Source organism: Dactylosporangium roseum (assembly GCF_025264685.1).
Classification (GTDB): domain Bacteria; phylum Actinomycetota; class Actinomycetes; order Mycobacteriales; family Micromonosporaceae; genus Dactylosporangium; species Dactylosporangium roseum.
Genome location: NZ_CP073721.1, coordinates 1,284,825 through 1,304,159 on the forward strand (window position 1 = coordinate 1,284,825; position 19,335 = coordinate 1,304,159).

At 71.3% G+C, this 19,335-nt stretch carries 19 protein-coding genes and 1 pseudogene; 8 read left to right on the forward strand and 12 right to left on the reverse strand.

Features of this window, described 5'->3' with window-relative positions:
• Positions 1-51 precede the first annotated feature (51 nt).
• Complete coding sequence (locus tag Drose_RS06725) at positions 52-1,221, reverse strand: hypothetical protein (protein ID WP_260727316.1); 1,170 nt, start codon at positions 1,219-1,221, stop codon at positions 52-54.
• Here Drose_RS06725 and Drose_RS06730 point away from each other — a divergent pair.
• Positions 1,220-1,474, forward strand: a complete 255-nt coding sequence (locus tag Drose_RS06730) for a hypothetical protein (RefSeq protein WP_260727317.1) — start codon at positions 1,220-1,222, stop codon at positions 1,472-1,474. The two genes, Drose_RS06725 and Drose_RS06730, sit on opposite strands and share 2 nt — an antisense overlap.
• A gap of 559 nt (positions 1,475-2,033) precedes the next feature.
• On the opposite strand, the gene Drose_RS06735 is transcribed toward Drose_RS06730, so the two are convergent.
• From Drose_RS06735 to Drose_RS06755, 5 genes are all read right to left on the reverse strand, one after another.
• Complete coding sequence (locus Drose_RS06735; RefSeq protein ID WP_260727318.1) at positions 2,034-2,315, reverse strand: YiaA/YiaB family inner membrane protein; 282 nt, start codon at positions 2,313-2,315, stop codon at positions 2,034-2,036.
• A gap of 52 nt (positions 2,316-2,367) precedes the next feature.
• The gene (locus Drose_RS06740) at positions 2,368-3,303 is read right to left on the reverse strand and encodes an AAA family ATPase (RefSeq protein ID WP_260727319.1); all 936 of its coding nucleotides are present in this window, start codon (positions 3,301-3,303) and stop codon (positions 2,368-2,370) included.
• A gap of 319 nt (positions 3,304-3,622) precedes the next feature.
• On the reverse strand, positions 3,623-4,054 hold the full coding sequence (gene yidD, locus Drose_RS06745; RefSeq protein WP_260727320.1) for a membrane protein insertion efficiency factor YidD: 432 nt from the start codon (positions 4,052-4,054) through the stop codon (positions 3,623-3,625).
• Between the two features lie 231 nt (positions 4,055-4,285).
• On the reverse strand, positions 4,286-4,699 hold the full coding sequence (locus tag Drose_RS06750; protein WP_260727321.1) for a hypothetical protein: 414 nt from the start codon (positions 4,697-4,699) through the stop codon (positions 4,286-4,288).
• Positions 4,700-4,807: 108 nt separating this feature from the next.
• Complete coding sequence (locus Drose_RS06755) at positions 4,808-5,587, reverse strand: helix-turn-helix domain-containing protein (protein ID WP_260727322.1); 780 nt, start codon at positions 5,585-5,587, stop codon at positions 4,808-4,810.
• An 87-nt stretch (positions 5,588-5,674) separates the two neighbouring features.
• On the opposite strand from Drose_RS06755, the gene Drose_RS06760 reads away from it, so the two are divergent.
• Positions 5,675-6,037: a nuclear transport factor 2 family protein gene (locus Drose_RS06760; RefSeq protein WP_260727323.1), complete on the forward strand. Its 363-nt coding sequence runs from the start codon at positions 5,675-5,677 to the stop codon at positions 6,035-6,037.
• 56 nt (positions 6,038-6,093) lie between these two features.
• Positions 6,094-6,333, forward strand: coding sequence for a DUF4240 domain-containing protein (locus Drose_RS06765; RefSeq protein WP_260727324.1), 240 nt, complete (start codon positions 6,094-6,096; stop codon positions 6,331-6,333).
• 75 nt (positions 6,334-6,408) lie between these two features.
• Here Drose_RS06765 and Drose_RS06770 read toward each other — a convergent pair whose 3' ends face one another.
• Positions 6,409-7,071: a permease prefix domain 1-containing protein gene (locus tag Drose_RS06770; RefSeq protein ID WP_260729625.1), complete on the reverse strand. Its 663-nt coding sequence runs from the start codon at positions 7,069-7,071 to the stop codon at positions 6,409-6,411.
• A gap of 154 nt (positions 7,072-7,225) precedes the next feature.
• Here Drose_RS06770 and Drose_RS06775 point away from each other — a divergent pair, with 154 nt between their 5' ends.
• Together Drose_RS06775 and Drose_RS06780 are read left to right on the forward strand one after the other, a co-directional pair.
• On the forward strand, positions 7,226-8,710 hold the full coding sequence (locus Drose_RS06775; protein WP_260727325.1) for a multicopper oxidase family protein: 1,485 nt from the start codon (positions 7,226-7,228) through the stop codon (positions 8,708-8,710).
• 309 nt (positions 8,711-9,019) lie between these two features.
• On the forward strand, positions 9,020-10,438 hold the full coding sequence (locus tag Drose_RS06780) for an MFS transporter (RefSeq protein ID WP_260727326.1): 1,419 nt from the start codon (positions 9,020-9,022) through the stop codon (positions 10,436-10,438).
• Here Drose_RS06780 and Drose_RS39000 read toward each other — a convergent pair.
• Positions 10,415-10,765, reverse strand: a pseudogene (locus Drose_RS39000) (DUF2809 domain-containing protein); the annotation flags it as partial. The gene Drose_RS06780 and the pseudogene Drose_RS39000 overlap by 24 nt on opposite strands.
• Here Drose_RS39000 and pepN point away from each other — a divergent pair.
• The 3 genes from pepN to Drose_RS06795 all read left to right on the forward strand — a co-directional run bounded on the left by pepN (position 10,764) and on the right by Drose_RS06795 (position 15,043).
• Positions 10,764-13,283 (forward strand): aminopeptidase N, encoded by a 2,520-nt coding sequence (pepN, locus tag Drose_RS06785; RefSeq protein ID WP_260727327.1) that lies wholly within the window; start codon positions 10,764-10,766, stop codon positions 13,281-13,283. The pseudogene Drose_RS39000 and the gene pepN sit on opposite strands and share 2 nt — an antisense overlap.
• Positions 13,284-13,324: 41 nt before the next feature.
• Complete coding sequence (locus Drose_RS06790; protein WP_260727328.1) at positions 13,325-13,681, forward strand: YciI family protein; 357 nt, start codon at positions 13,325-13,327, stop codon at positions 13,679-13,681.
• A 120-nt stretch (positions 13,682-13,801) separates the two neighbouring features.
• Complete coding sequence (locus Drose_RS06795; protein ID WP_260727329.1) at positions 13,802-15,043, forward strand: RNA polymerase sigma factor; 1,242 nt, start codon at positions 13,802-13,804, stop codon at positions 15,041-15,043.
• 90 nt (positions 15,044-15,133) lie between these two features.
• Here Drose_RS06795 and Drose_RS06800 read toward each other — a convergent pair whose 3' ends face one another.
• From Drose_RS06800 to Drose_RS06815, 4 genes are all read right to left on the reverse strand, one after another.
• Positions 15,134-16,228 carry a winged helix DNA-binding domain-containing protein gene (locus tag Drose_RS06800; protein WP_260727330.1) on the reverse strand — a complete coding sequence of 365 codons (1,095 nt, stop codon included), beginning with the start codon at positions 16,226-16,228 and terminating at the stop codon, positions 15,134-15,136.
• 39 nt (positions 16,229-16,267) lie between these two features.
• The gene (locus tag Drose_RS06805; protein WP_260727331.1) at positions 16,268-18,247 is read right to left on the reverse strand and encodes a helicase-associated domain-containing protein; all 1,980 of its coding nucleotides are present in this window, start codon (positions 18,245-18,247) and stop codon (positions 16,268-16,270) included.
• A gap of 116 nt (positions 18,248-18,363) precedes the next feature.
• On the reverse strand, positions 18,364-18,672 hold the full coding sequence (locus tag Drose_RS06810) for an MTH1187 family thiamine-binding protein (RefSeq protein WP_260727332.1): 309 nt from the start codon (positions 18,670-18,672) through the stop codon (positions 18,364-18,366).
• A 54-nt stretch (positions 18,673-18,726) separates the two neighbouring features.
• Positions 18,727-19,290 carry a Uma2 family endonuclease gene (locus Drose_RS06815; RefSeq protein WP_260727333.1) on the reverse strand — a complete coding sequence of 188 codons (564 nt, stop codon included), beginning with the start codon at positions 19,288-19,290 and terminating at the stop codon, positions 18,727-18,729.
• Between the last annotated feature and the right edge of the window lie 45 nt (positions 19,291-19,335).

Here is a 19,335-nt window from a genome sequence, read left to right on the forward strand (position 1 = left end):
GGGCGCGGCCCGGAAGCCGGGTCGCGCCCCTGACTGATGGTCCCGTCTGGCTTACTGGCCGATCTGCTGACCGCTGTCGTTCCAGGTGTTGTTGCTCCACTCGGGCAGCGTCGACGCCTGCATGGCCTGTGGGCCGTAGTAGCCGCCCTTGGGCCAGTAGCCACCACCGGAGGACCGCATGAACTTGTTGTTCGTGACCTTGCCGTTGGTGATCTTGTAGTTGGCGTCGTACCAGTAGAAGGAGTATCCGCCGCCGTTCATCAGGTTGCTGTCGACGACCACGTCACTGATCGGGCCGAGGTCGGCCTTGAGCAGGATGCAGGACGTCTGGGTGTGCTGGTTCTCCAGCCGGTTGTGCAGGATGCGGATGTACTTCGCGTTGGTCGACTGGATCACGTCGTTGTGCTGGGACGAGCCGGTCCCCTTGGGGTCGTGCAGCCAGGAGTCCTGGACCGTGCCGGTGCCGTCGATGCGCAGGATGTCACCGGAGCCGTGGGCGTTGACCCGAAGGAGGGTGAAGCCGGTCCGCCCGATGAGGGCGATACCGCCGGGCGACGCGTCCATGCCCTGGCCGTCGATCTCCGTGTCCTCGATGCGGAGGCCGGCGTCGTCGGCCGTGGCCGTGACGGCCTGGACGTTGGCGACGCGGATCCGGCTGTTGCGGATCGTCACGTTCTTCGCCTTGATCTCCAGGTGGCCGTTGATGTCCTTGCCGTCGATGACGGTGCCGTTGACCGTGATCGTCATCGGGCCCGTATACGGCGTGAGGGTGACCTTCTTGCGCGTGTCACCGGGCAGGCCCTGCGGGTAGCCGGTGTTGTGCGCGGCTGGGAAGCCGGCCACGGTGTACGTGGGGTTGCCGCCGCCGGCCGGCTTCGTCGGCGTGTTGCTCTTCGTCGGCGCGGGAGACGTCGAACTGGAGGGCGAGGTCGAGGCGACCGGGGCGACCGAGGCGCCACCCAGACCGGCGGAGGCGGACGGATCTGCGCCCGCGCTCTCGGAGACGCCGGGCTGAGCGCCGGTGGCGGGGAGGTTCTTGCAGGCGGTCAGGCCGCCGGTGGCGAGCAGGGCCGCCGCCACGATGCCGACGCTCGTCCGGCGCAGCGCGCTGCGTCCGACGGTGGCGCGCGAAGAAACCTGGGTGGGGTGGAGCGGGGAGCCGTCGGCGGTGGGGATGGGGAGTCCGCCGGCGAGATCGTTCGAGTTGTTGTGCGGGTTCATGCTGTGGGAATCCTCCCGGTCAGTCGACATCCGTCAGTCGACGGCCATTGGCCTGTCGCAGCTTTTCGGCGTGAAAGTCGGTTGGGGTTCCACTCCTAACTTCAACTTCCTATGTCTGCGGGAAACGCGACAGTTCATTTCGGAAAATACCGAAATGAACTGCGTCGTGATCGGCGTTTCCGCCGCCCGAGACCTTGCCGTAACCATTCCGGTCGAAAGCATGCCACGGCTCGGCGGGGGAGTGAAACCCTGAGGGCCAGATGAACCGCTACCTTTAGTATTCTTAAGTCGCAGCTAAGAGGCAGTACGACTAGGAAACCCCACGTAACTCCCGGATCGGGCAAATCGGTGTCGGGCTCGGAGTGGCCCGGATCACGCCTAGGGGTGTAGTGCGGAATGACGATCTTCGTCGTATCCGCGATGCCGTGAACCATACAGCTACCTAGCCGTTTGGCCTAGTGGGTGCGGGGTGTGATCTGGTTCGCCATCGATCCGTTGTCGACGGTTTCTCGCCATGTCCAGATAAATCGGACAAGGCGGCAGGATGGGGATTGCGCGGAAGGGCGCAGGGCGATGGGCCCCGGCGGCCCGCCGTTTGGGCGTGGCGGTAGGCGGCCCGCATCGGCGCGCGTGCGCGGCGTGGTGACGATTGAGTGCGTGCGGTGGCTATTGCCACTGCGCCCCCATGATCGCGACTGATTCGCAATCCTGAATATCGTGCGGCTGGGGCGCCCCCGTCCTGTTGACCTTGGTCGATTTCCGCTGCCCGGACCACGGAAATCGGCCAAGGTCAACAGGACGGGATGGGTCGATTACCCGCGAAACGGGTCGTGGTCCGTCAGGATCTTGTCGAGCCTTGCCTGGTCGACGCGGTGTACCACCGACTCGGTTTCCTGGTGGTCACGGATGCATTTGGCCAGGGTGAAGGCAGACGTAACGGTATAGAGCAGGCCGATGCCGAGAAAAGCCCGCATCCACGCGTTCACCGGCAGATAGGCGATGCCGACGCCGAGGCCGACGAGCGCCACGCCGAACGAGACGGCGGACTGCATGAAGAATGCCGACGTGGTCTTCGGTGGGACTGGAGCGGTCATGCACAGAGTCTCGGCGAACCCGGGCGCGGCTCGCCTGAGTACGCCTACTCAATCAGCGTCCGACGTGGACCCCGAGTGGGTTGTGGGCCGGGACGGGCAGCTCGATCCGGTGCAGGCGCTCCCACGCCTCGACGACCGGGCCGGTCACGTGGGCCCTGAAGTAGTCGTTCGCGCTCAGGCGGCCGGTGACGGGCTCCTCACCTTCGGCGAGCAGGCTTGCCGGCACGAGATGGAGACCGCTCCGCACCGCGGCACTGAGCCGGCGGTGACCGTCGATGACGAAGTAGTCGGGGCCGGAGTGCCCGATGGTCAGCGGCTCCATCGTCTCGGGCGTGTCCACCTCGCTCGCCGGCGCGGGGAACTCGATCTCGCGGGTCGGGTACACCCTCATGGGGTCGAGCAGCAGCAGTGGCGGCCGCTCGCGCAGGATGTCGGCGCCGAGCCGGCCCTCGAACGCCGCCTGCACCAGGTCGACGATCTCGCCGGGCCGTGCCCGGGTGCTGTCGCACACCAGGTCGTAGTTGCGCAGCCGGTACTTGTCCGCGCCGTACCGCGTCAGGAAGCGCATCCGCTCGCTCTCGCTGCGGCTGCGGAGGTTGGTCTTCGCCTCGTCGAGCGACGAGTAGTTTTCCACCTCGCTGTGCGGACGGGCCAGCACCCGGCGGGCCGCCTCGTTCGGCTCGGTGATGAGGTGCACCTTGAACGCCTCGTGGAAAAAGAACCACGCCAGGCGGCTGTCGACGATGAGCTGCTCGCCGGACTTCGCGATGTCACTCTGCAACTGGTCGACCGCGCTGTCGATGGCGTCGTCGAGCTCGGCGTGCAGGTTGAGCTGGAGGGCGGTCATGCCCCGTCGCTGGGCCATCTCCCGGTACATGTCCCCGACGCTGATCCGGCGCAGGTTGAGTCGGCTGGCCAGCTCGACCGAGACCGTACTCTTGCCGCTGCCGAGGTCGCCGTTGATGACCACGGACCGGTGATTGCTCATGCGCAACTCTCTACGTAGTGGGGCCCTGACCATGAGCTACGCCCACCCGGGGTCAGTCCAGGGCTGGAGCCTAACACGCCCTGGTTGCGACCCTTTCCGAATGCGAGCCCGGCAAACCAAGCGCAGATCGCGCCGCGAAGATCCCACATCGTACCGAAATATCAGTTCAATCGTGCCGAAACATCGGGATGGAACCATCCGGCCGCTGGCCGCGGGCGGCACGCTGGACCCAGGCGGAGTTCCTGCGGACGCGGGCGGAGGTGGAGGACCTGGTCGCACCTACCACCGCCGTCATGCGGGAGCCGTCGCCTGATCCCTCCTACGGCACCGGGTCGTGCGTGCCCCGTGGTGTCGACGGGTTGCAGCGCCTGATCCGGGCCGCGGTCAGACGGGAGCCTTCCACCAGGCCGTACCACTGGACGGCCCGCAGGCCGTAGTCGCTGCACGACGGGATCTGCCGGCAGCGGGTCGGCAGGTGGGGGGACAGCCATCGCTGGTACCCCCGGATCGCCACCATCCCGGCCCGCCCCGGCCCGCTCGCCGACCTCCGCGGCGGGCGGGTCGGCGCCGCCAGCGCCATCATGCCGAGGATCGAGCCCAGCATGAACGGGTTGCAGTCGCAGTCGCAGAAGTCGAAGTCACCGCAGTCGCACGAGTCACGCTTGCGCTTGCGCTTGTGCTGCTGGTGCGCCCGGCGCTGCTGGCGGCGGTGCCGCCGGATCGCCAGGAGGTCGCCGAGTCCGATGCCCATGGCGGGATTGTGTGACCTCCGAGCAGGGATGATCAAGGGCCGGTCGGAAGCCGGACAGAGGAGAACGCACCCGGATGGCCGACTTCGTTCGGGCGGCCGGGAATGTCCGGACAGTCCCGGACGCCCGAACGAAGTCGAACAACCGAGTGCGTCTGTTGCTGTGTGGGGACTCCGGCCGGGGGCTGAGCCGCCGGCCGGGCCTGAAGCCACACCATGAGCCGCGGGCCGTTCTTACTTGGCCGTCAGCTCGCCCTCGCTGCCGCGGAACTCCGTGGCGTCGACGAACGCGGTGTCGAAGCGCTCGCGCAGCGCGTCGAGCTCGCTCCACTCCGACGCCTCCACCGACTGCGAGCCCGAGGCCGCGAAGATGTGGTCGGTCTCGGCGGCCGAGTGGTTGTAGTTGGTGTAGTCGGTCTCCGAGTAGCTGGCGCCGTTGCCGTCGGTCCACTGAACGTTGTGGCCCTGCTGGAAGCTGGTGTTCTCGGCGGCGGCGTGGTCCTGCTCGTAGACGTTGAAGTCCTCGTCGCGGCTGTACTCGCTGCCCGAGGCCTGGTGTAGCTGGTCGATCTCGCCGTGCTCCTGGCCGGCCGAGTAGTCCGCATACTCGACCTCGTTGCCGCCCTCGTAGGTCTCGATGTCGCTCATGGTGCGCTCCTTCTGGGAAGTTGTCGGTGTGGCCTTGCGATGAATATGAAGTTACGGTCCACCACCGGCCCCCGAATCCCGGAAACGTGCCACCCCCGCCAGAGCGCTTCAGAGACGCCTCAGCGCCTCCGCCGTCGCCGCGTCGGCCGGGAAGAACGACTCGATCGCCAGCTCGGCGACGGTCACGTCGAGCGGCGAGCCGAAGACCGCCGTGACGCTGAAGAAGCGCAGCTCACCCTCGCCGGCCCGGATGCACAGCGGCACGACGACGTCCTGCGGGCCGGGGCGGCCTCCCGCGGTACCACCCGGATATCCACGCAGCTCCTCGAGCAGGGCTCGCAGGTCGGCGTCACCGATCGCCGCGGCCTGCCGCTCCAGGCGGGTCAGCAGATGGGCCCGCCACTCGCCGAGGTTCACGATCCGCGGCGCCAGCCCGTCGGGGTGCAGCGCCAGCCGCAGCACGTTGACCGGCGGCTCCAGCAGCTCCGGTGCGGCACCCTCGGCCAGCCGCAGCAGCGGTCCGTTGGCGTCGAGCACGTCCCACCGCCGGTCGACGACTACCGCCGGATAGGGCTCGTGGGCGGTCAGCACCTTGCGCAGCGACGCGCGGACCGCCTCGAGCTGCGGCCCGTCCAGCCGCCCCTCCGGATACGCCGGCGCGAACCCGGCCGCCAGCAGCAGCGTGTTGCGCTCCCGCAGCGGCACGTCGAGGTGCTCGGTGAGCCGCAGGATCATCGCGCTCGTCGGCCGCGACCGCCCGGTCTCCACGAAACTGAGGTGCCGGGTCGAGATGTCCGCCTGGATCGACAGCTCCAACTGGCTGAGGCGGCGCCGTTCCCGCCACTCCCTGAGCATCACCCCGACCGGCCGGACAGAAGCGCTGGTCATCGCATGATCGTAGAAGCGGTGCCGACGGCCCGGCCATTACCCCCGGCGTAATCGACGGCAGGCACCCCGAGCGGCACGCTGAGGTCCATGACGGATTTTGCAAAGATCGTCGAGCGGTACCTGCGAATCTGGAACGAGACCGACCCCGGCGCCCGGCGGGCGGCGATCGACGAGCTGTTCACCGAGGATGTTGCGTTCGTCGACCCGATGGCTTCGGTTTCCGGCCGGGCCGGCGTCGACGGGTTGATCGCGGCCGTCCAGGCGCAGTTCCCGGGCTGTGGGCTGGCGTTGCTGGGCGGGGTCGACGGCCACCACGAGCAGGCCCGTTTCGGCTGGGAGATGGGGCTGCCGGGCCGCCCCGCCGACGTCGTGGGCTTCGACGTGGTGACGCTGGCGCCGGACGGGCGCATCAACCAGGTGCTCGGCTTCCTGGACCGCGTGCCGGCCTGACCGGAGGTGTCACACGGGCAGGTCGGCACGGCAGACCTGCCCGTGGGTGCGCCGGGGTGGCAGACCTCGTTGCCGTGGACAGCGAAACTTTCTGGTCGATCATCGACGGCGCCCGGTCCGCCGCGGGCGACCGTGTCACGCCGGGCTTCGTGGAGCGTTTCACCGCCGCGCTGCGCATGCGCCTGGCCACCCTGGACAAGAGCGGACTGCTGGACTTCGACGCCCGCCGCACGGAGTTGCAGGCCCGCGCCAACTCGTCCGGCCGCAGCCGACGCGTGATCTGCCCACGTGGTTGACCTTGGTCGTTTTCTGTTGTCTGGACCACGGATTTCCGCCAAGGTCAACCAGGTGAGTGGTCGGGCGAGCCGAGGTCAGGCTGCGGCGCGGATGCAGCGGAAGCCGGAGTAGAGCATCCAGGCCGGCAGGGCAGTGGTGATCGCGGCCGAGGTCAGGCCGAGCGGGGTCGCCGCGAGGGTGGCGGTGTGCCAGGCCGGGCTGAGCAGTGACAGCGCCGCGCCGCCCAGGAGGAAGAAGCCGACCACCGTGATGGCGGCTATGCCCGTCGCGCGGGCGAAGGGGCGGCCGACCGTGCGGAAGCGGGTGCCGATGCCGCAGGTCGCCGCGGCCAGCAGGGCGCCGACGAAGACGGCGTAGCCGGCGTAGTCCACCGTGTTCGCCAGGATCGCGTAGAAGCGGTCCGGCTGCCAGGACCAGCTCGTCGCCGCCGTGCGCCACGCGATCTCCGAGACGACGGTCTGGGTCGCGACCGCCAGGGCGACCAGCAGCGCGGTGCGGCGGGCCTGCGCAAGGGCGAGCTCGCGCTGGTAGTCGGGGGCGAGCTCGCGCACGTCGCCGAACTCGTCCACCGCCAGGCGCTCGGCCTCGGCCCGGTCGAGGCCGTCCCGCTCGTAGTGCTCGGCGGCGTCGAAGAGGCTGTCGCGTGCCTCCCGCACCAGGTCGGCCTTGGCGCCGCGGGGGCCCCGCAGGGCGCCGCGCAGCGAGGCGACATATGCGTCGATCGGACCACCGGCCATCACCACCCGACCAGTATGCCGACCCCGCAGTCTGGGGGAGTGGGGGTTGACCCTGACCTTTCCCCGGGTTGTCGGCTCGGCTCTGGCGAGCGGCGTCGAGTACAAGGGAGGCTACATGTAGCTATGCTACCTATGAGCGAAGAGGGGAACGACCGTGCGCAAGTGGCTCCTGGGCGGCCTCGGCCTGCTGCTCCTGCTCTGCGGAGGCGGGGTCGCCGCTGTTACCTGGTTCCTCACCCGGTCCGGGATCGACACGACCGGCAAGGTCGAGTTCGAGCGGGCGCTCCGCATCCCGCCGCTCGCCGAGTCCACTGTGGACAAAGACGGCCGGCGGGTCTTCGAGCTGCGTGCGCAGGCCGGCGAAAGCGACCTGGGGCACGGCGCGACCCGCACGTGGGGCTACAACGGGTCGTACCTCGGGCCGACGCTGCGGGCCGGGCGCGGCGAACAGGTCGTGGTGAACATCCGCAACGGCCTCGGCGAGTCGACCACGCTCCACTGGCACGGCATGCACCTGCCCGCCCGGGCCGACGGCGGCCCGCACCGCCCGATCGTGGCCGGCGGCTCCTTCCAGGCGGCGTGGAAGCTCGACCAGCCGGCGGCGACCCTGTGGTACCACCCCCACCCGGACCGGCACACGGAGGCGCAGGTCTACCGGGGACTCGCCGGCATGTTCATCACCGACGACCCGGGCACCGACAGCGCGGCGCTCCCGCACGAGTACGGCGTCGACGACGTGCCCGTCATCGTGCAGGACAAGGACTTCGACGGCAGCCAGCTCAGCATGGGCGGCAGGTTCGGCGGCGACATCGGCGTGCTCGGCGACGAGATCCTCGTCAACGGCACCCCCGGGCCGTACCTCGACGTGCCCACGGAACTGGTCCGGCTGCGCCTGCTCAACGCCTCGACCGCCCGGATCTACAACTTCACGTTCTCCGACGGCCGCCCGTTCGCGCTGGTCGGCACCGACGGCGGGCTGCTCGAGGAACCGTACCCGATGCGGCGGTTGCGCCTGTCGGTCGGCGAACGCGCCGAGATCGTGGTGGCCATGCGGCCGGGCGAACGGGTCACGCTGCGCAGTGTGAAGCCGCTGCCGGACTTCGGCTTCGGCGACCGGAAGTTCAGCGGCGGCGAGGACTCGTTCGACGTGCTGCAACTGCGGGCCGCGCCGGCCCTGCGCAAGAGCACCGCGGTGCCGAAGACGCTGGTCGCCACGCCCCGGCTGGACCCGGGGCAGGCGGCGAAGACGCGTGACTTCACGCTGTCCGGCCGCCAGATCAACGGCGACCGGATGGACATGGAGCGGGTCGACGCCGTGGTCGTCAAGAACACGATCGAGGTGTGGAACGTGCGCAACGGCCACGACACTCCGCACAGCTTCCACATCCACGACGTGCAGTTCCAGGTGCTGACGGTGGACGGCGCCGCGCCGCCGCGGCAGTTGGGCGGCTGGAAGGACACGATCTTCCTGGAGCCGCGGAAGCGCTACTCGGTCATCGCGCGGTTCTCGGACCACGCCGACCCGACGACCGCCTACATGTTCCACTGTCACGTCCTGCGGCACGAGGACGAGGGCATGATGGGCCAGTTCGTGATCGTGGAGAAGGCGGGCGACAAACCGCGGCTCGCGCACGGGTGAGGCACGTCGAGGTGCCGGGCCCCCGTGGCGGCGCGGGCCCGGCACGTCTCGCAAGCGTTCCGTCGTCCCCGTGTGCGTCGGCCCTGCGGCGGTGGCAACCCAACGAGACCCGCTCTGTGACGGGCATGAGACATCGATCGTCGCCCCCGTGTCAAGAGCCGGGTGTCGGGGATCACTGTGGCGCACCGAGGTGCCGGGCCGGGCCGAGCGGCGCGAACCGTCCGGCACACAATGTCAACGATCGTTGAAATAGCGATGAAGGCCACGTCAGGTTGACCTGAAGGCCACTTGAGATGCGACTGTCAGTGCGTGCAGAACAGACGCGCCCTCACCGTCGGCATGGTCACGCTCGTCACGTTCGTCGCCTTCGAGGCGGTGGCCGTGACGGCGGCGATGCCGACCGTCGCCCGCGCCCTCGACGGCGTCCCGCTCTACGGGTTCGCGTTCGGCGGGCCGCTCGCCACGAGCCTCATCGCGATGGTGCTCGCGGGAAGCTGGAGCGACCGGCGCGGGCCGGCGCAGCCGACGGCGATCGGCGTGGCCCTGTTCTGTCTCGGACTGCTCATCGCCGGGCTGGCGCCGGACATGTGGATCTTCGTGGCCGGACGGCTGGTGCAGGGCTTCGGCGGCGGGCTGGTGACCGTCGCGCTCTACGTCGTCGTCGGTCGTGCGTACCCGAACGAGCAGCATCCGCGCGTCTTCTCCGCCCTCGCCGCGGCCTGGGTGCTGCCCGCCGTCGCCGGGCCGGCGGTCGCCGGGCTCATCGTCGAGCACATCGGCTGGCGCTGGGTCTTCCTGCTCGTGGTGATCGTGTCGGTACCGGCGATGCTGCTGATCTGGCCGCAGGTGCGCTCGGTCACCGCGCCGCCATCGGAGCGGACCGTCAACCGGCGCGTCCCGTGGGCGGTCGGCGCCGCCGTGAGCCTCGGGCTGCTGTACTTCGGCGGCCAACACGTGGATCTCGCCGCGCTGGTCTACCTCGCCACCGGCCTGGTCGGCGTCGTGGTGTGCGCGCCCCGCCTGCTGCCTCGGGGTACCTTCGCCGCGCGGCGCGGCCTGCCGAGCGTCGTGCTCCTGCGCGGACTGTCCGGCGCCGCGTTCCTGCAGACCGACGTCTTCATCCCGCTCATGCTGACCCGCGAGCGCGGCCTCAGCCCGTCGCTGGCCGGGCTGACCCTCACCGCCGGCGCGGTCTTCTGGTCGGCCGGCTCCTGGGTGCAGGCCCGCCAGGCGCAGCGACTCACCGCGGCGACCCGGCTGCGGATCGGCCTGGCCGCCATCACGGTCGGCGTGCTGTCGGCCGTCGCGCTCGTCGTGACCGCCGCTCCTGTCGCCGTCGTGCTGGCCGGCTGGGCGGTCGGCGGCTTCGGCATGGGCCTCGCGTACCCGACGATGTCGGCGCTGGTGCTGAGCCTGTCCAAGCCGGGCACGCAGGGCGCCAACAGTTCCGCGCTCCAGGTCGGAGACGCGCTGCTGACCACCACGGTGCTCGCCGCCGGCGGCTCACTGTTCGCCGTGCTCGTCGACGGGCCCGGCCCGGCCGCCTACCTCGCGGCCTTCGGCGTCGCGCTGGTTCCGGCCCTGCTCGGCGTCTGGGTGGCGGGCCGGACGGCCCAGCAGAAGGTGGGCGACGACGAGGGGGAGGACACCCACCGGATACCAGAGGAGGTCGGTGGCGTCGAACGTCACGCCGAGCGCCAGCCGAGCGAGCACGCTGTGCGCGGATAGGGTCGCTGGGACGCCGGTGAGCTGGGCAAACTCGACGAGCCAGCACCAGCCGAGCGCGCCGGCGGCGGTGCCGAGCGGCGTCATCCGTGGCCGTACGACCAGCAGCCCGGCGTAGACCATGGCCGCGTAGAGAGCCGTGCCGGAGTGCTGTTCGACGGCGTTGTTGGTCTCCAGGTAGCCCCCGCTGAGCGCCCGGATGCCGAATGCGAGCCCCATCGCGGCGACGACGGTCCCGAGCGCGATTCCCCGGACAGCCCACGGCCTGATCGACATTCCCCGGATGGTAGCCACCGCGCGCCGCCCGCCGCAGGGTACCGTCTCGATCATGACGAACGCCGCGGGGGCAAGCCACAGTCTGACCCGTGCCGAGGCGGAGCGCCGTGCTCGGCTGCTGCGGGTCCGCGCCTATGCCGTCGATCTCGACGTCACCGGTGACACCGACTACGACACCGCCACGGTTGTCGACTTCGCCTGCACCGAGCCGGGTGCCGACACCTTCGTGGAGCTCAAGGGCGCGCGACTCGTCAAGGCCGTCCTCAACGGGCAGCCGCTCGACCCCGCGCGGCTCGACGGCAACCGGCTGCCGCTGACCGGCCTGCGAGCCGAGAACCGGCTCGAGGTCGAGGCCGTCGCGCCGTACTCGCACGGGGGCGAGGGCATCCACCGTTTCACCGACCCGGAGGACGGCGAGGTCTACCTCTACGGGCAGGCGCCGCTCGACGACGCCCAGCGCATCTTCGCCTGCTTCGACCAGCCGGATCTCAAGGCGCCCATCACGCTGAGGGTCACCGCACCTCCACAGTGGACGGTGCGCGGGAACGCGGCCGGGGCGCGGGTCGCACCCGGGCGGTGGGAGTTCGAGGCGCCGCCGCCGCTGTCGACCTACCTTTTCAGCCTCCTCGCCGGGCCCTGGCACGTCCGGGCCGCCGAGCACGACGGGATCCCGCTCGGGCTGCTCTGCCGCCGCTCGCTCGCGCCACGTCTCGACGCGGACGCCGAGGAGCTGTTCTCGGCCACGGCCGCCGCCTTCGACCGCTACCACGCGCTGTTCGGCGTGCGATACCCCTTCACGAAGTACGACCAGTCTTTCGTCCCCGAGTTCTCGGGTGGCGCCGTCGAGAACCCGGGCCTGGTCAACTTCCGCGAGGAGTTCCTGTTCCGCGCCGTGGCCACCGGCAGCGAACGCCGGCGGCGGTTCGTCGTGATGGCGCACGAGCTGGCCCACATGTGGTTCGGCGACCTGGTCGCCCTGCGGTGGTGGGACGACATCTGGCTCAACGAGGCGTTCGCCGAGTACATGGGCTGGCGGGTCGCCGGGGAGACCGGCCGCCACCCGGCCGCGCTCGCCGACTTCGCGATCTGGCGGGAGCGCTGGGGGCACCTCGCCGACGAGCGGCCGTCGACGCACCCCGTCGCGCCCGACGACGTCACCGACACCGCACTGGCGATGCTGAACTTCGACGGCATCTCCTACGCCAAGGGCGCCGCCGCGCTGCGCCAGCTCTCCGCGCTCATCGGTGACGACGTGTTCCTGACCGGCCTCCGCGCGTACTTCGACCGCTTCCGCTTCGCCAATGCCACCCTCGCCGACCTGCTCGCGGTGCTCGGCGAGACGGCCGGCCGGGACCTGACCGGGTGGGCCGAGCTGTGGCTGCGCAGCACCGGCGCCAACACCCTGCGGCCCGTGGTGACCCGCGCCGCCGACGGCACGCTCGAGACGCTGGCCGTCGAGCAGTCGGGCCGGCCGGTGCGGCCGCACAGCACAGCGGTCGCCGCCTACGCCTCCGACGGTTCGGTACGGCGTGTGCCGTTCACCCTCGACCGTGACGCCGTCCCGCTGGACGGTTTCGCGGGCTCGCCGACCGGCACCGTGTTGCTGCTCAACGACGGCGCCGCGACGTACGCGAAGGTCCGCCTCGACGACGGCAGCCGCGCCGCGCTTCCCGCGGTGCTGCCGGACCTGGACGACGCTCTGGCGCGGGCGGTGATCTGGACGGCGGTCATCGACGCGGTCCGCGACGCCCTCATGCCCCCGGCCGAGTTCCTGGCCCTGCTCGTGGCGGCCCTGCCGGCCGAACGTGAGGAGGGCGTCTTCGACGAGGTGCTCGCGTTCGCCCGGGACGGGCTGGCCCGGCGCGGGCTGATCCCGTTCGCCCCGCTGGCCGGGGTCTGCGCGACGGCGCTCGCGGATGCCGCACCGGCCAGCGGCCGGCAGCTCACCATGGCCCGCGCGCTGGTGAGCGTCGCCGATGCCGGGGTGCTGCGGTCCTGGCTGGCGGGGCAGGATCTGCCCGACGGGCTCACCGTGGACGCCGGGCTGCGGTGGGCGCTGCTGCTGCGGCTGGCCGTCCTCGGCGCGGCCGGCGAGGACGACATCGCCGTCGAGGAGCTGCGCGACCCGAGCGCCGCCGGGGCCGAGCGCGCCGCCGCCTGCCGGGCCGCCCTGCCGACGGCGGCGGCGAAGGCGAAGGCGTGGGACGTGCTCGTCGGGGACGAGCGGCCCCGGATCGCGATGGCGACCGCCGCGAACTTCTGGCAGCCGGGCCAGGAGCCGCTCACCGACCCGTACGTCGAGCGCTACTTCGCCGACGTGCCGGCCATCCTCGGGGGGCGGTACGCGCTGGCCGGGCTCCAGGTCGTCCGGTTCAGCTTCCCGCAGTACGACTCCCGGGCGCTGCCGCTGGCGGACGCCATGCTGGCGCGGGCCGACCTCGACCCCTCGCTGCGGCGCGAGATCGGCGACGGCGCCGACGAGCTCCGCCGCTGGACCCGCCTCGGCGAAATGCTTCCGGGTCCGTCGTCGAAGCCACGGATCGCCGTTCGACGCGTAGACGAAGGCCGGTGATCCTGCCGGCCAGCACGACACGACGCCACAGGGAGACCGATATGCGGTACATGCTGCTGCACAAGTTCGACGACAAGGACCCGGCCGCCTGGTCGCCGACCCCCGAGTTCATCGGCCGGATGGGCGCCTTCATCGAGGAGGCCGTGAAGGCCGGGGTGTTCCTCGCCGGCGAAGGGCTGCGGCCGACCTCGGCCGGCGCCGCGAAGATCACCGTCAAGAACGGCGGCACGACCGTCGTCGACGGGCCGTTCGCCGAGGCGAAGGAGGTCATCGCCGGCTTCGCGATCCTCGACGTCCGGGACCTGGCCGAGGCCGTCGAGTGGGGCACCCGGTTCGTCGCCCTCTTCGAGGACACCGAGATCGAGGTCGAGATTCGCCGGGTCGCCGAGTTCGAGTAACGGCTCGTCCACACCGGGCGGCGGTTGGCTGTCCATGATCATGTGCTTCTCGGGAGCCTGGAGACTTTTTGCTGTTAACACCCCGTCATCGCCGCCCCGCCCCGGCGCTATGTTGGGCCGGTGACGGCAACCGACACGAACAAGGCGATCGAGGCGGTCTGGCGGATCGAGGCGGCGCGGGTCATCGCCGGCGTCGCCCGGCTCGTCGGCGACGTCGGGCTGGCCGAGGAGGTCGCGCAGGACGCGCTCGTCGCGGCGCTGGAACAGTGGCCGTCCGAAGGTGTCCCGCGAAACCCCGGGGCATGGCTGACGACCACCGCCAAGCGGCGGGCCATCGACCAGATCCGCCGCCGGCAGCGGTTCGAGCAGAACCTCCCCGACCTCGTCCGCCCGGAGGAGGCCGACACGTCCGACTTCGACGCGCTCCTCGAAGAGGAGCCCATCGAGGACGACCTCCTGCGGCTCATCTTCACCTCGTGCCACCCGGTGCTGTCGCCGGAGGCGCGGGTCGCACTCACCCTGCGGCTGCTCGGCGGGCTGTCCACCGACGAGATCGCCCGGGCGTTCCTGGTCCCGTCGCCGACGATCGGGCAGCGGATCAGCCGCGCCAAGAAGACCCTGGCCGACGCGCACGTGCCGTTCGAGCTGCCGGTCGGGCAGGACCGCACCGAGCGGCTCGCCTCCGTCCTGGAGGTCATCTACCTGATCTTCAACGAGGGGTACTCGGCGACGGCGGGCGACGACTGGATGCGCCCGGCCCTGTGCCAGGAGGCGATGCGCCTCGGCCGGGTCCTGGCGAGCCTGATGCCGGCCGAGCCGGAGGTCCACGGCCTCATCGCCCTGCTCGAGATCCAGGCGTCGCGCAGCGCGGCCCGCACCGGCCCGTCCGGCGAGCCGATCGTCCTGCTGGAGCAGGACCGGCGCCGCTGGGACCGGCTGCTGATCAGCCGGGGACTGGCCGCGCTGGACAAGGCCGAGGCGCTCGGCGGCGGGCTCTACACCCTCCAGGCCGCCATCGCCGCCTGTCATGCCCGGGCCCGCACGGCGGAGGAGACCGACTGGGTGATGATCGCCTCGCTCTACCGCCGGCTGGCCGAGGTCGCCCCGTCGCCGATCGTGGAGCTGAACCGCGCCGTGGCGGTGTCCATGGCCGACGGCCCGGCGGCCGGCCTGGCGGTGCTGGATCCGCTGCTGGAGGAGCCGGCGTTGCGCAGCTACCACCTGCTGCCCTCGGTCCGTGGCGACTTCCTGCTGAAGCTGGGCCGCCGGACCGAGGCGAAGGAGGAGTTCGAGCGGGCGGCGTCGATGACGCGAAACGAGCGTGAACGGGCGCTGCTGCTCGATCGCGCCGCCGTCTGCTGACGCGGCCAGCCGGGTGGCGGCCCGTTCCACCCCTGGGCCGTGGACCGCCGCCCGGATCGTCGACCGGCCGGTCCGTCGGGGCGGACCCGGTCAGGACGTGGTGGTGCCGGGCTGGTCGAGCCGGACGACCGCGTCGGGGCCGAGCCGCAGGAAATCCAGGAGGTTGGCCGCCTCGCCGAGGACGGTGGCGGCGTCGGTTTCGGACAGGCGGCGAAACGGGGTGATCCGCAGGGTCGCCCGATCCACCGCCCAGATGCCCGCGACGAAGCCGTCGACGAGGAACGTCGGGTGGACCATCGAGTATCCCGGGCAGACCCGCGCCCGGTCCGTGTCACTGATGATCCGGGTCCGATCGTCGTGGCTCAGCACCAGGTTGTCGAACTCCGGCAGGAAGCGCACCGGCGCCGGCTCGTCCGGGTCGGCGATCGGCAGGTCCGGCAGGTCGAACAGCTCGCGACCGTCCTCCGCGCGGTACACCCGCAGTGCCGGGCGCAGGGCCTCGACCTCGTCCCGCAGGCGGCGCAGTCCGGCCCAGTTCCGCAGGTCGGTGTGGGTCGCCGGGCCGCACGACAGCAGGTACCGCTCCAGCAGGGTCTTGATCTTCGGTTCTTCCTCCAGGGGTCGGCCCAGCCAGTCCTCGGCCAGGGCCACGGACACGTGCCCACGCCGGCGCCAGACGCCGGTCGGCGGCGGGTGGATCAGTGCGAGCTGGTGCTGCGCCGCCCAGGCCAGCGGAAGCGCGTCGCGCCCGGGGAACCGCTCGCCGAGCAGCTTCGCCAGCTTGGGTCGGGTCAGGACCTGGCCGCGGAGGATCTCGCGGCCGGCCGCCGCCAGCTCCGCCAGGTCGAGCCCGTCGAGCTGCCGGCGAAACGCGGACAGCCCGCCCCGGCCGATCCGCTCCCTGACGAGCGGCCGCAGCCAGAGATAGTCGTCCCCGGCGGTGATGTGCTGCGTGCCGCGCAGTAGACCGCCGCGCACCAGCCGGCGGTCCTCGAGCGCCGCGGTGAGCTGCTCGTGCTTGAGGCCGGCCATCCGGGTCCAGAGCCCGACGTACGGGGCGTCGACCTCCTGCGCCTGCACCGCCACCAGGTGCGCCACCACCTCGTCGACCGGGCGGGGATCAGGGCGCAGGAGGAGTTGCCGTTGCAGGTAGGTGCGGTTGAGCTGCCGCGTGGAGAGCTTCACGCCGTCGACCGTACGGCCGGATGCGGTCAGGAACGGTCCTCATTCTTCGAGGACGGCGCGGTGCCGGACCACCCTTTCCAGGGCGAAGGTCCCGTCCGCGTTCTCTCCGGCGGGCGCGTAGCCGGCGGCACGCAGCGCGGCGAGCGTCTCGGCCGGGGGCAGCACGCTCACCAGCACGGTGGGCGCGAGCGCCGACAGGCCGAGCCGGGCCAGGCTCTTCCCGCGGAGGATCTCCTCGAGCAGCGTCGGGTCGTCGCTGTGCACGACGCAGCCGACCGGCCGGACGCGGACGTTGCCGTGCCGGCGGGCGAGGTCGGTGACCAGGTACTCCAGCGGCTGCGGCACCCGGCTCGCGCTCGCCGCCTCGCGCAGCGCGGCCAGCAGCTCGTCGGCGGACGAGCCGGCGTCGAACGCCCGGCGCACCGACGCCTCGGAGAACCGCCAGGTGTGCGCGCCGCCGCGGGACTCGCGGTCGGCGGCCAGGTCGAGAAACGCGGTCAGCCGGGCCGACGGGGGGCCGGTCGCGACCGCGGTGAGGTCGCTCTGGAGGATCACCGTACTCTGTGCCGCCGGCAGGAACCGGCTCAGCACGTCGGCGATGCGCTCGGGATCACCGGTGACCAGCGCCCGGCCCAGTGCCGTCGGCGCGAGGTGCGCGCCGACCCCGAGCAGTTCCGCCTCCCGCCAGAAGGCCAGCGCGCCCGCCAGGGCCTGCTCCGGATCGCTGACGATGAGCGGCCGCGCGAACATCAGGGAGCCGCCGAGGACGTCGACGTTCGCCGCGCCGCGCCCCTCCGGCAGGCCGGTGAGCAGCGTGACGAAACTCTGCCGGACCAGCGCCGCTCCCTCGTCGCGGCGGCTGCGCAGGAGCGCGGCCGTGTCCAGGGCGAGCAGCGGCGCGGCGTCCATGTCGATCCAGCCGTCGAGGAGCCAGCCGTACTGCCCGGCGGGGTCGAGCTTCAGCCAGTTGTCGTACTCCTCGCTGGGCGCGACGCGGTTCCCGGCGAGCCCGATGAGGCCGCTCAGCCCGGCCAGCACCAGCCAGAACCGCACGTCGGTCTCGTCGCAGCCGAGCAGCTTGCGGAGCCGGCGCAGCTCGCGGACGCCGACCCCGCCGTTCTTGAGCGTCGGGACGGGTTCGCGGCCGCACTCGTCGAGCAGCGCGGTCATCGTGGCCAGCGCCGCGCGCGCCGCGGCGGCACCCTCCCGGTCGACCAGCTCCGTGCTCACCTCGACCGGCGCCAGGTGGGGCGGTTCGGGGTCGAACGGGGCACAAAAGCCGTCGCGCAGCACCACCCCGACCTCGCTCGGCAGCATCGCGACGCCACCATCCGGGTTCCAGATCAGGAGGCCGTGGTCGACGGCCCAGCTCAGCGGGGTCCGGCGCGCGGTGCGCAGGGCGGCCATCTGCCGCGGGTCGTAGAAGTACGGCTCCGCGCCGACCAGGTCGAGCACGAGGTCCCGGGTGTCGTCGGGCGCGGCCGCGAACTGGGCCCGCACCACGTCGGCGTCCGAAAGCGCCGCGACGATCCCGCCGATCAGACCGGCGCGGTTCCGCCCGACCGGCGCGCCGAGCTCGTACGCGATCCGCTGGAGCTGGCCCACCGGCACGAACTCCAGTGCCGCCACCGCCGACGGCGCGAACCCGAACCCGCCGTCGATCACGCTGTGCAGCGGGAGGCAGCGGATCCAGTCGCCATCGTCGTCGGGCCAGGCCAGACCCCACTCCTCCAGGGCCGTCAGGGTCTTGTCGAGCCCGGGGTCGTCGGCCGGCACGCCCACGGCGGCCGCCAGGTCCCGGCGCCGGGTCCCGCCCGCGCGCAGCGCCAGCACCTCGGCCAGTTGCAGGGCGGGCAGCGTCTGGAGCGTCAGCGTCCACACGATCGACTCGTAGGTCGACAGCTCAGCCGCGAACCGCCGCAGGTCCGTCGGCGGCGGCCCGTCCGGCCGGTGCAGCTCGGCGAGGTCTGCCAGTCGGCCCGGTGACAGGCCGTCGAGGTAGTCGAGCAGCGTCTTCACGCTCGCGAGGTCTCCACCGCAGCGACCCTACTCCCCGGCGGCCGGCGGGACCCCTACCGACCGCGCGGGTGCGCGACGGGGATGGACAGTTCGACGATGTCCGAGTCCGCAGAGGTTCAGGCCGATGCGCCGAGGCGACGCTCGACGCTCGCGACCTTCGCGTCGAGTGCTCCGGTCGCGTTGTCGCGCCAGTCGACCTTGATGACGGTGCTCGTGCGGGGCGAGCGGGCGTGGACGGCCGCGACCGCGGCTCGTACCACCTCCATCACCTCGTCCCAGGTCGCTCCCTCGACGGTGGTGAACATGGCATCGGTACGGTTCGGCAGGCCCGACGCGCGCACCACCCGCACGGCCTCGGCGACCAGCTCCCCGACGTCCTCCCCGACCCCGAGCGGCGTGACGCTGAACGCGACCAGCACAGACATGCCTCCGACCCTACCGCCGCGCCGGCCTCGGCGGCGCCCCGTCGTTCGGCACCGTCAGTCGAGCAGTCCGTCGGTGTCGAGCCGGAATGGAAAGGGGACGTCGGAGACCAGGGTCTCGCCGCCCTTCGCCACGGCATGCTCGACGTAGTGCTCATCGTCGAGCCGATAGAGCCGCAACGTCACCGATTCCTGCTCGGACGGCTCCGGCTCGACGAGCAGATACCACTCGATCCTGGCGGCGGCGTAGTACCGCATCTTCTGTACCCGGTCGGCGGAGGCGTTGCCCGGCGAGACGATCTCACAGATGAGGGCCACGTCGGAGGCGTCCGTGACGGCTCCGAATCGGCTGGTGTCCGCCACGACGACGTCAGGGATGACGATGCGTCCGGGCGCCAATCTGATGTTGATGGCCTCATAAGCCCTGAGGCCGACCGCCCGAGCCTTCGGACGAAGCGCCGCTGTCAGCAGGAACGAAACGTCGTGGTGCGGCTTGCTCGCGGCCGGGCTCGCCACTAGACCCCCGTCGATCAGTTCGATCCTGTCGGGGGTCTCGCCGAGAGCGAAATAGTCCTCTTCGCTCCAAGGTCCGGAGTGGTTGATCGGTAGGGCCATGCTCATCGACATCTCACCTCCACACGGATCTGCCCCAAGTTTGCCAGTTCC

What these genes read in the sequence shown, in the direction of transcription:
- Drose_RS06730 (WP_260727317.1), top strand. Translation starts at nt 1,220, where the DNA reads ATGCTGTGGGAATCCTCCCGGTCAGTCGACATCCGTCAGTCGACGGCC.
- Drose_RS06725 (WP_260727316.1), bottom strand. Translation starts at nt 1,221, where the DNA reads ATGAACCCGCACAACAACTCGAACGATCTCGCCGGCGGACTCCCCATC.
- Drose_RS06735 (WP_260727318.1), bottom strand. Translation starts at nt 2,315, where the DNA reads ATGACCGCTCCAGTCCCACCGAAGACCACGTCGGCATTCTTCATGCAG.
- Drose_RS06740 (WP_260727319.1), bottom strand. Translation starts at nt 3,303, where the DNA reads ATGAGCAATCACCGGTCCGTGGTCATCAACGGCGACCTCGGCAGCGGC.
- yidD (WP_260727320.1), bottom strand. Translation starts at nt 4,054, where the DNA reads ATGGGCATCGGACTCGGCGACCTCCTGGCGATCCGGCGGCACCGCCGC.
- Drose_RS06750 (WP_260727321.1), bottom strand. Translation starts at nt 4,699, where the DNA reads ATGAGCGACATCGAGACCTACGAGGGCGGCAACGAGGTCGAGTATGCG.
- Drose_RS06755 (WP_260727322.1), bottom strand. Translation starts at nt 5,587, where the DNA reads ATGACCAGCGCTTCTGTCCGGCCGGTCGGGGTGATGCTCAGGGAGTGG.
- Drose_RS06760 (WP_260727323.1), top strand. Translation starts at nt 5,675, where the DNA reads ATGACGGATTTTGCAAAGATCGTCGAGCGGTACCTGCGAATCTGGAAC.
- Drose_RS06770 (WP_260729625.1), bottom strand. Translation starts at nt 7,071, where the DNA reads ATGGCCGGTGGTCCGATCGACGCATATGTCGCCTCGCTGCGCGGCGCC.
- pepN (WP_260727327.1), top strand. Translation starts at nt 10,764, where the DNA reads ATGACGAACGCCGCGGGGGCAAGCCACAGTCTGACCCGTGCCGAGGCG.
- Drose_RS06790 (WP_260727328.1), top strand. Translation starts at nt 13,325, where the DNA reads ATGCGGTACATGCTGCTGCACAAGTTCGACGACAAGGACCCGGCCGCC.
- Drose_RS06810 (WP_260727332.1), bottom strand. Translation starts at nt 18,672, where the DNA reads ATGTCTGTGCTGGTCGCGTTCAGCGTCACGCCGCTCGGGGTCGGGGAG.
- Drose_RS06815 (WP_260727333.1), bottom strand. Translation starts at nt 19,290, where the DNA reads ATGAGCATGGCCCTACCGATCAACCACTCCGGACCTTGGAGCGAAGAG.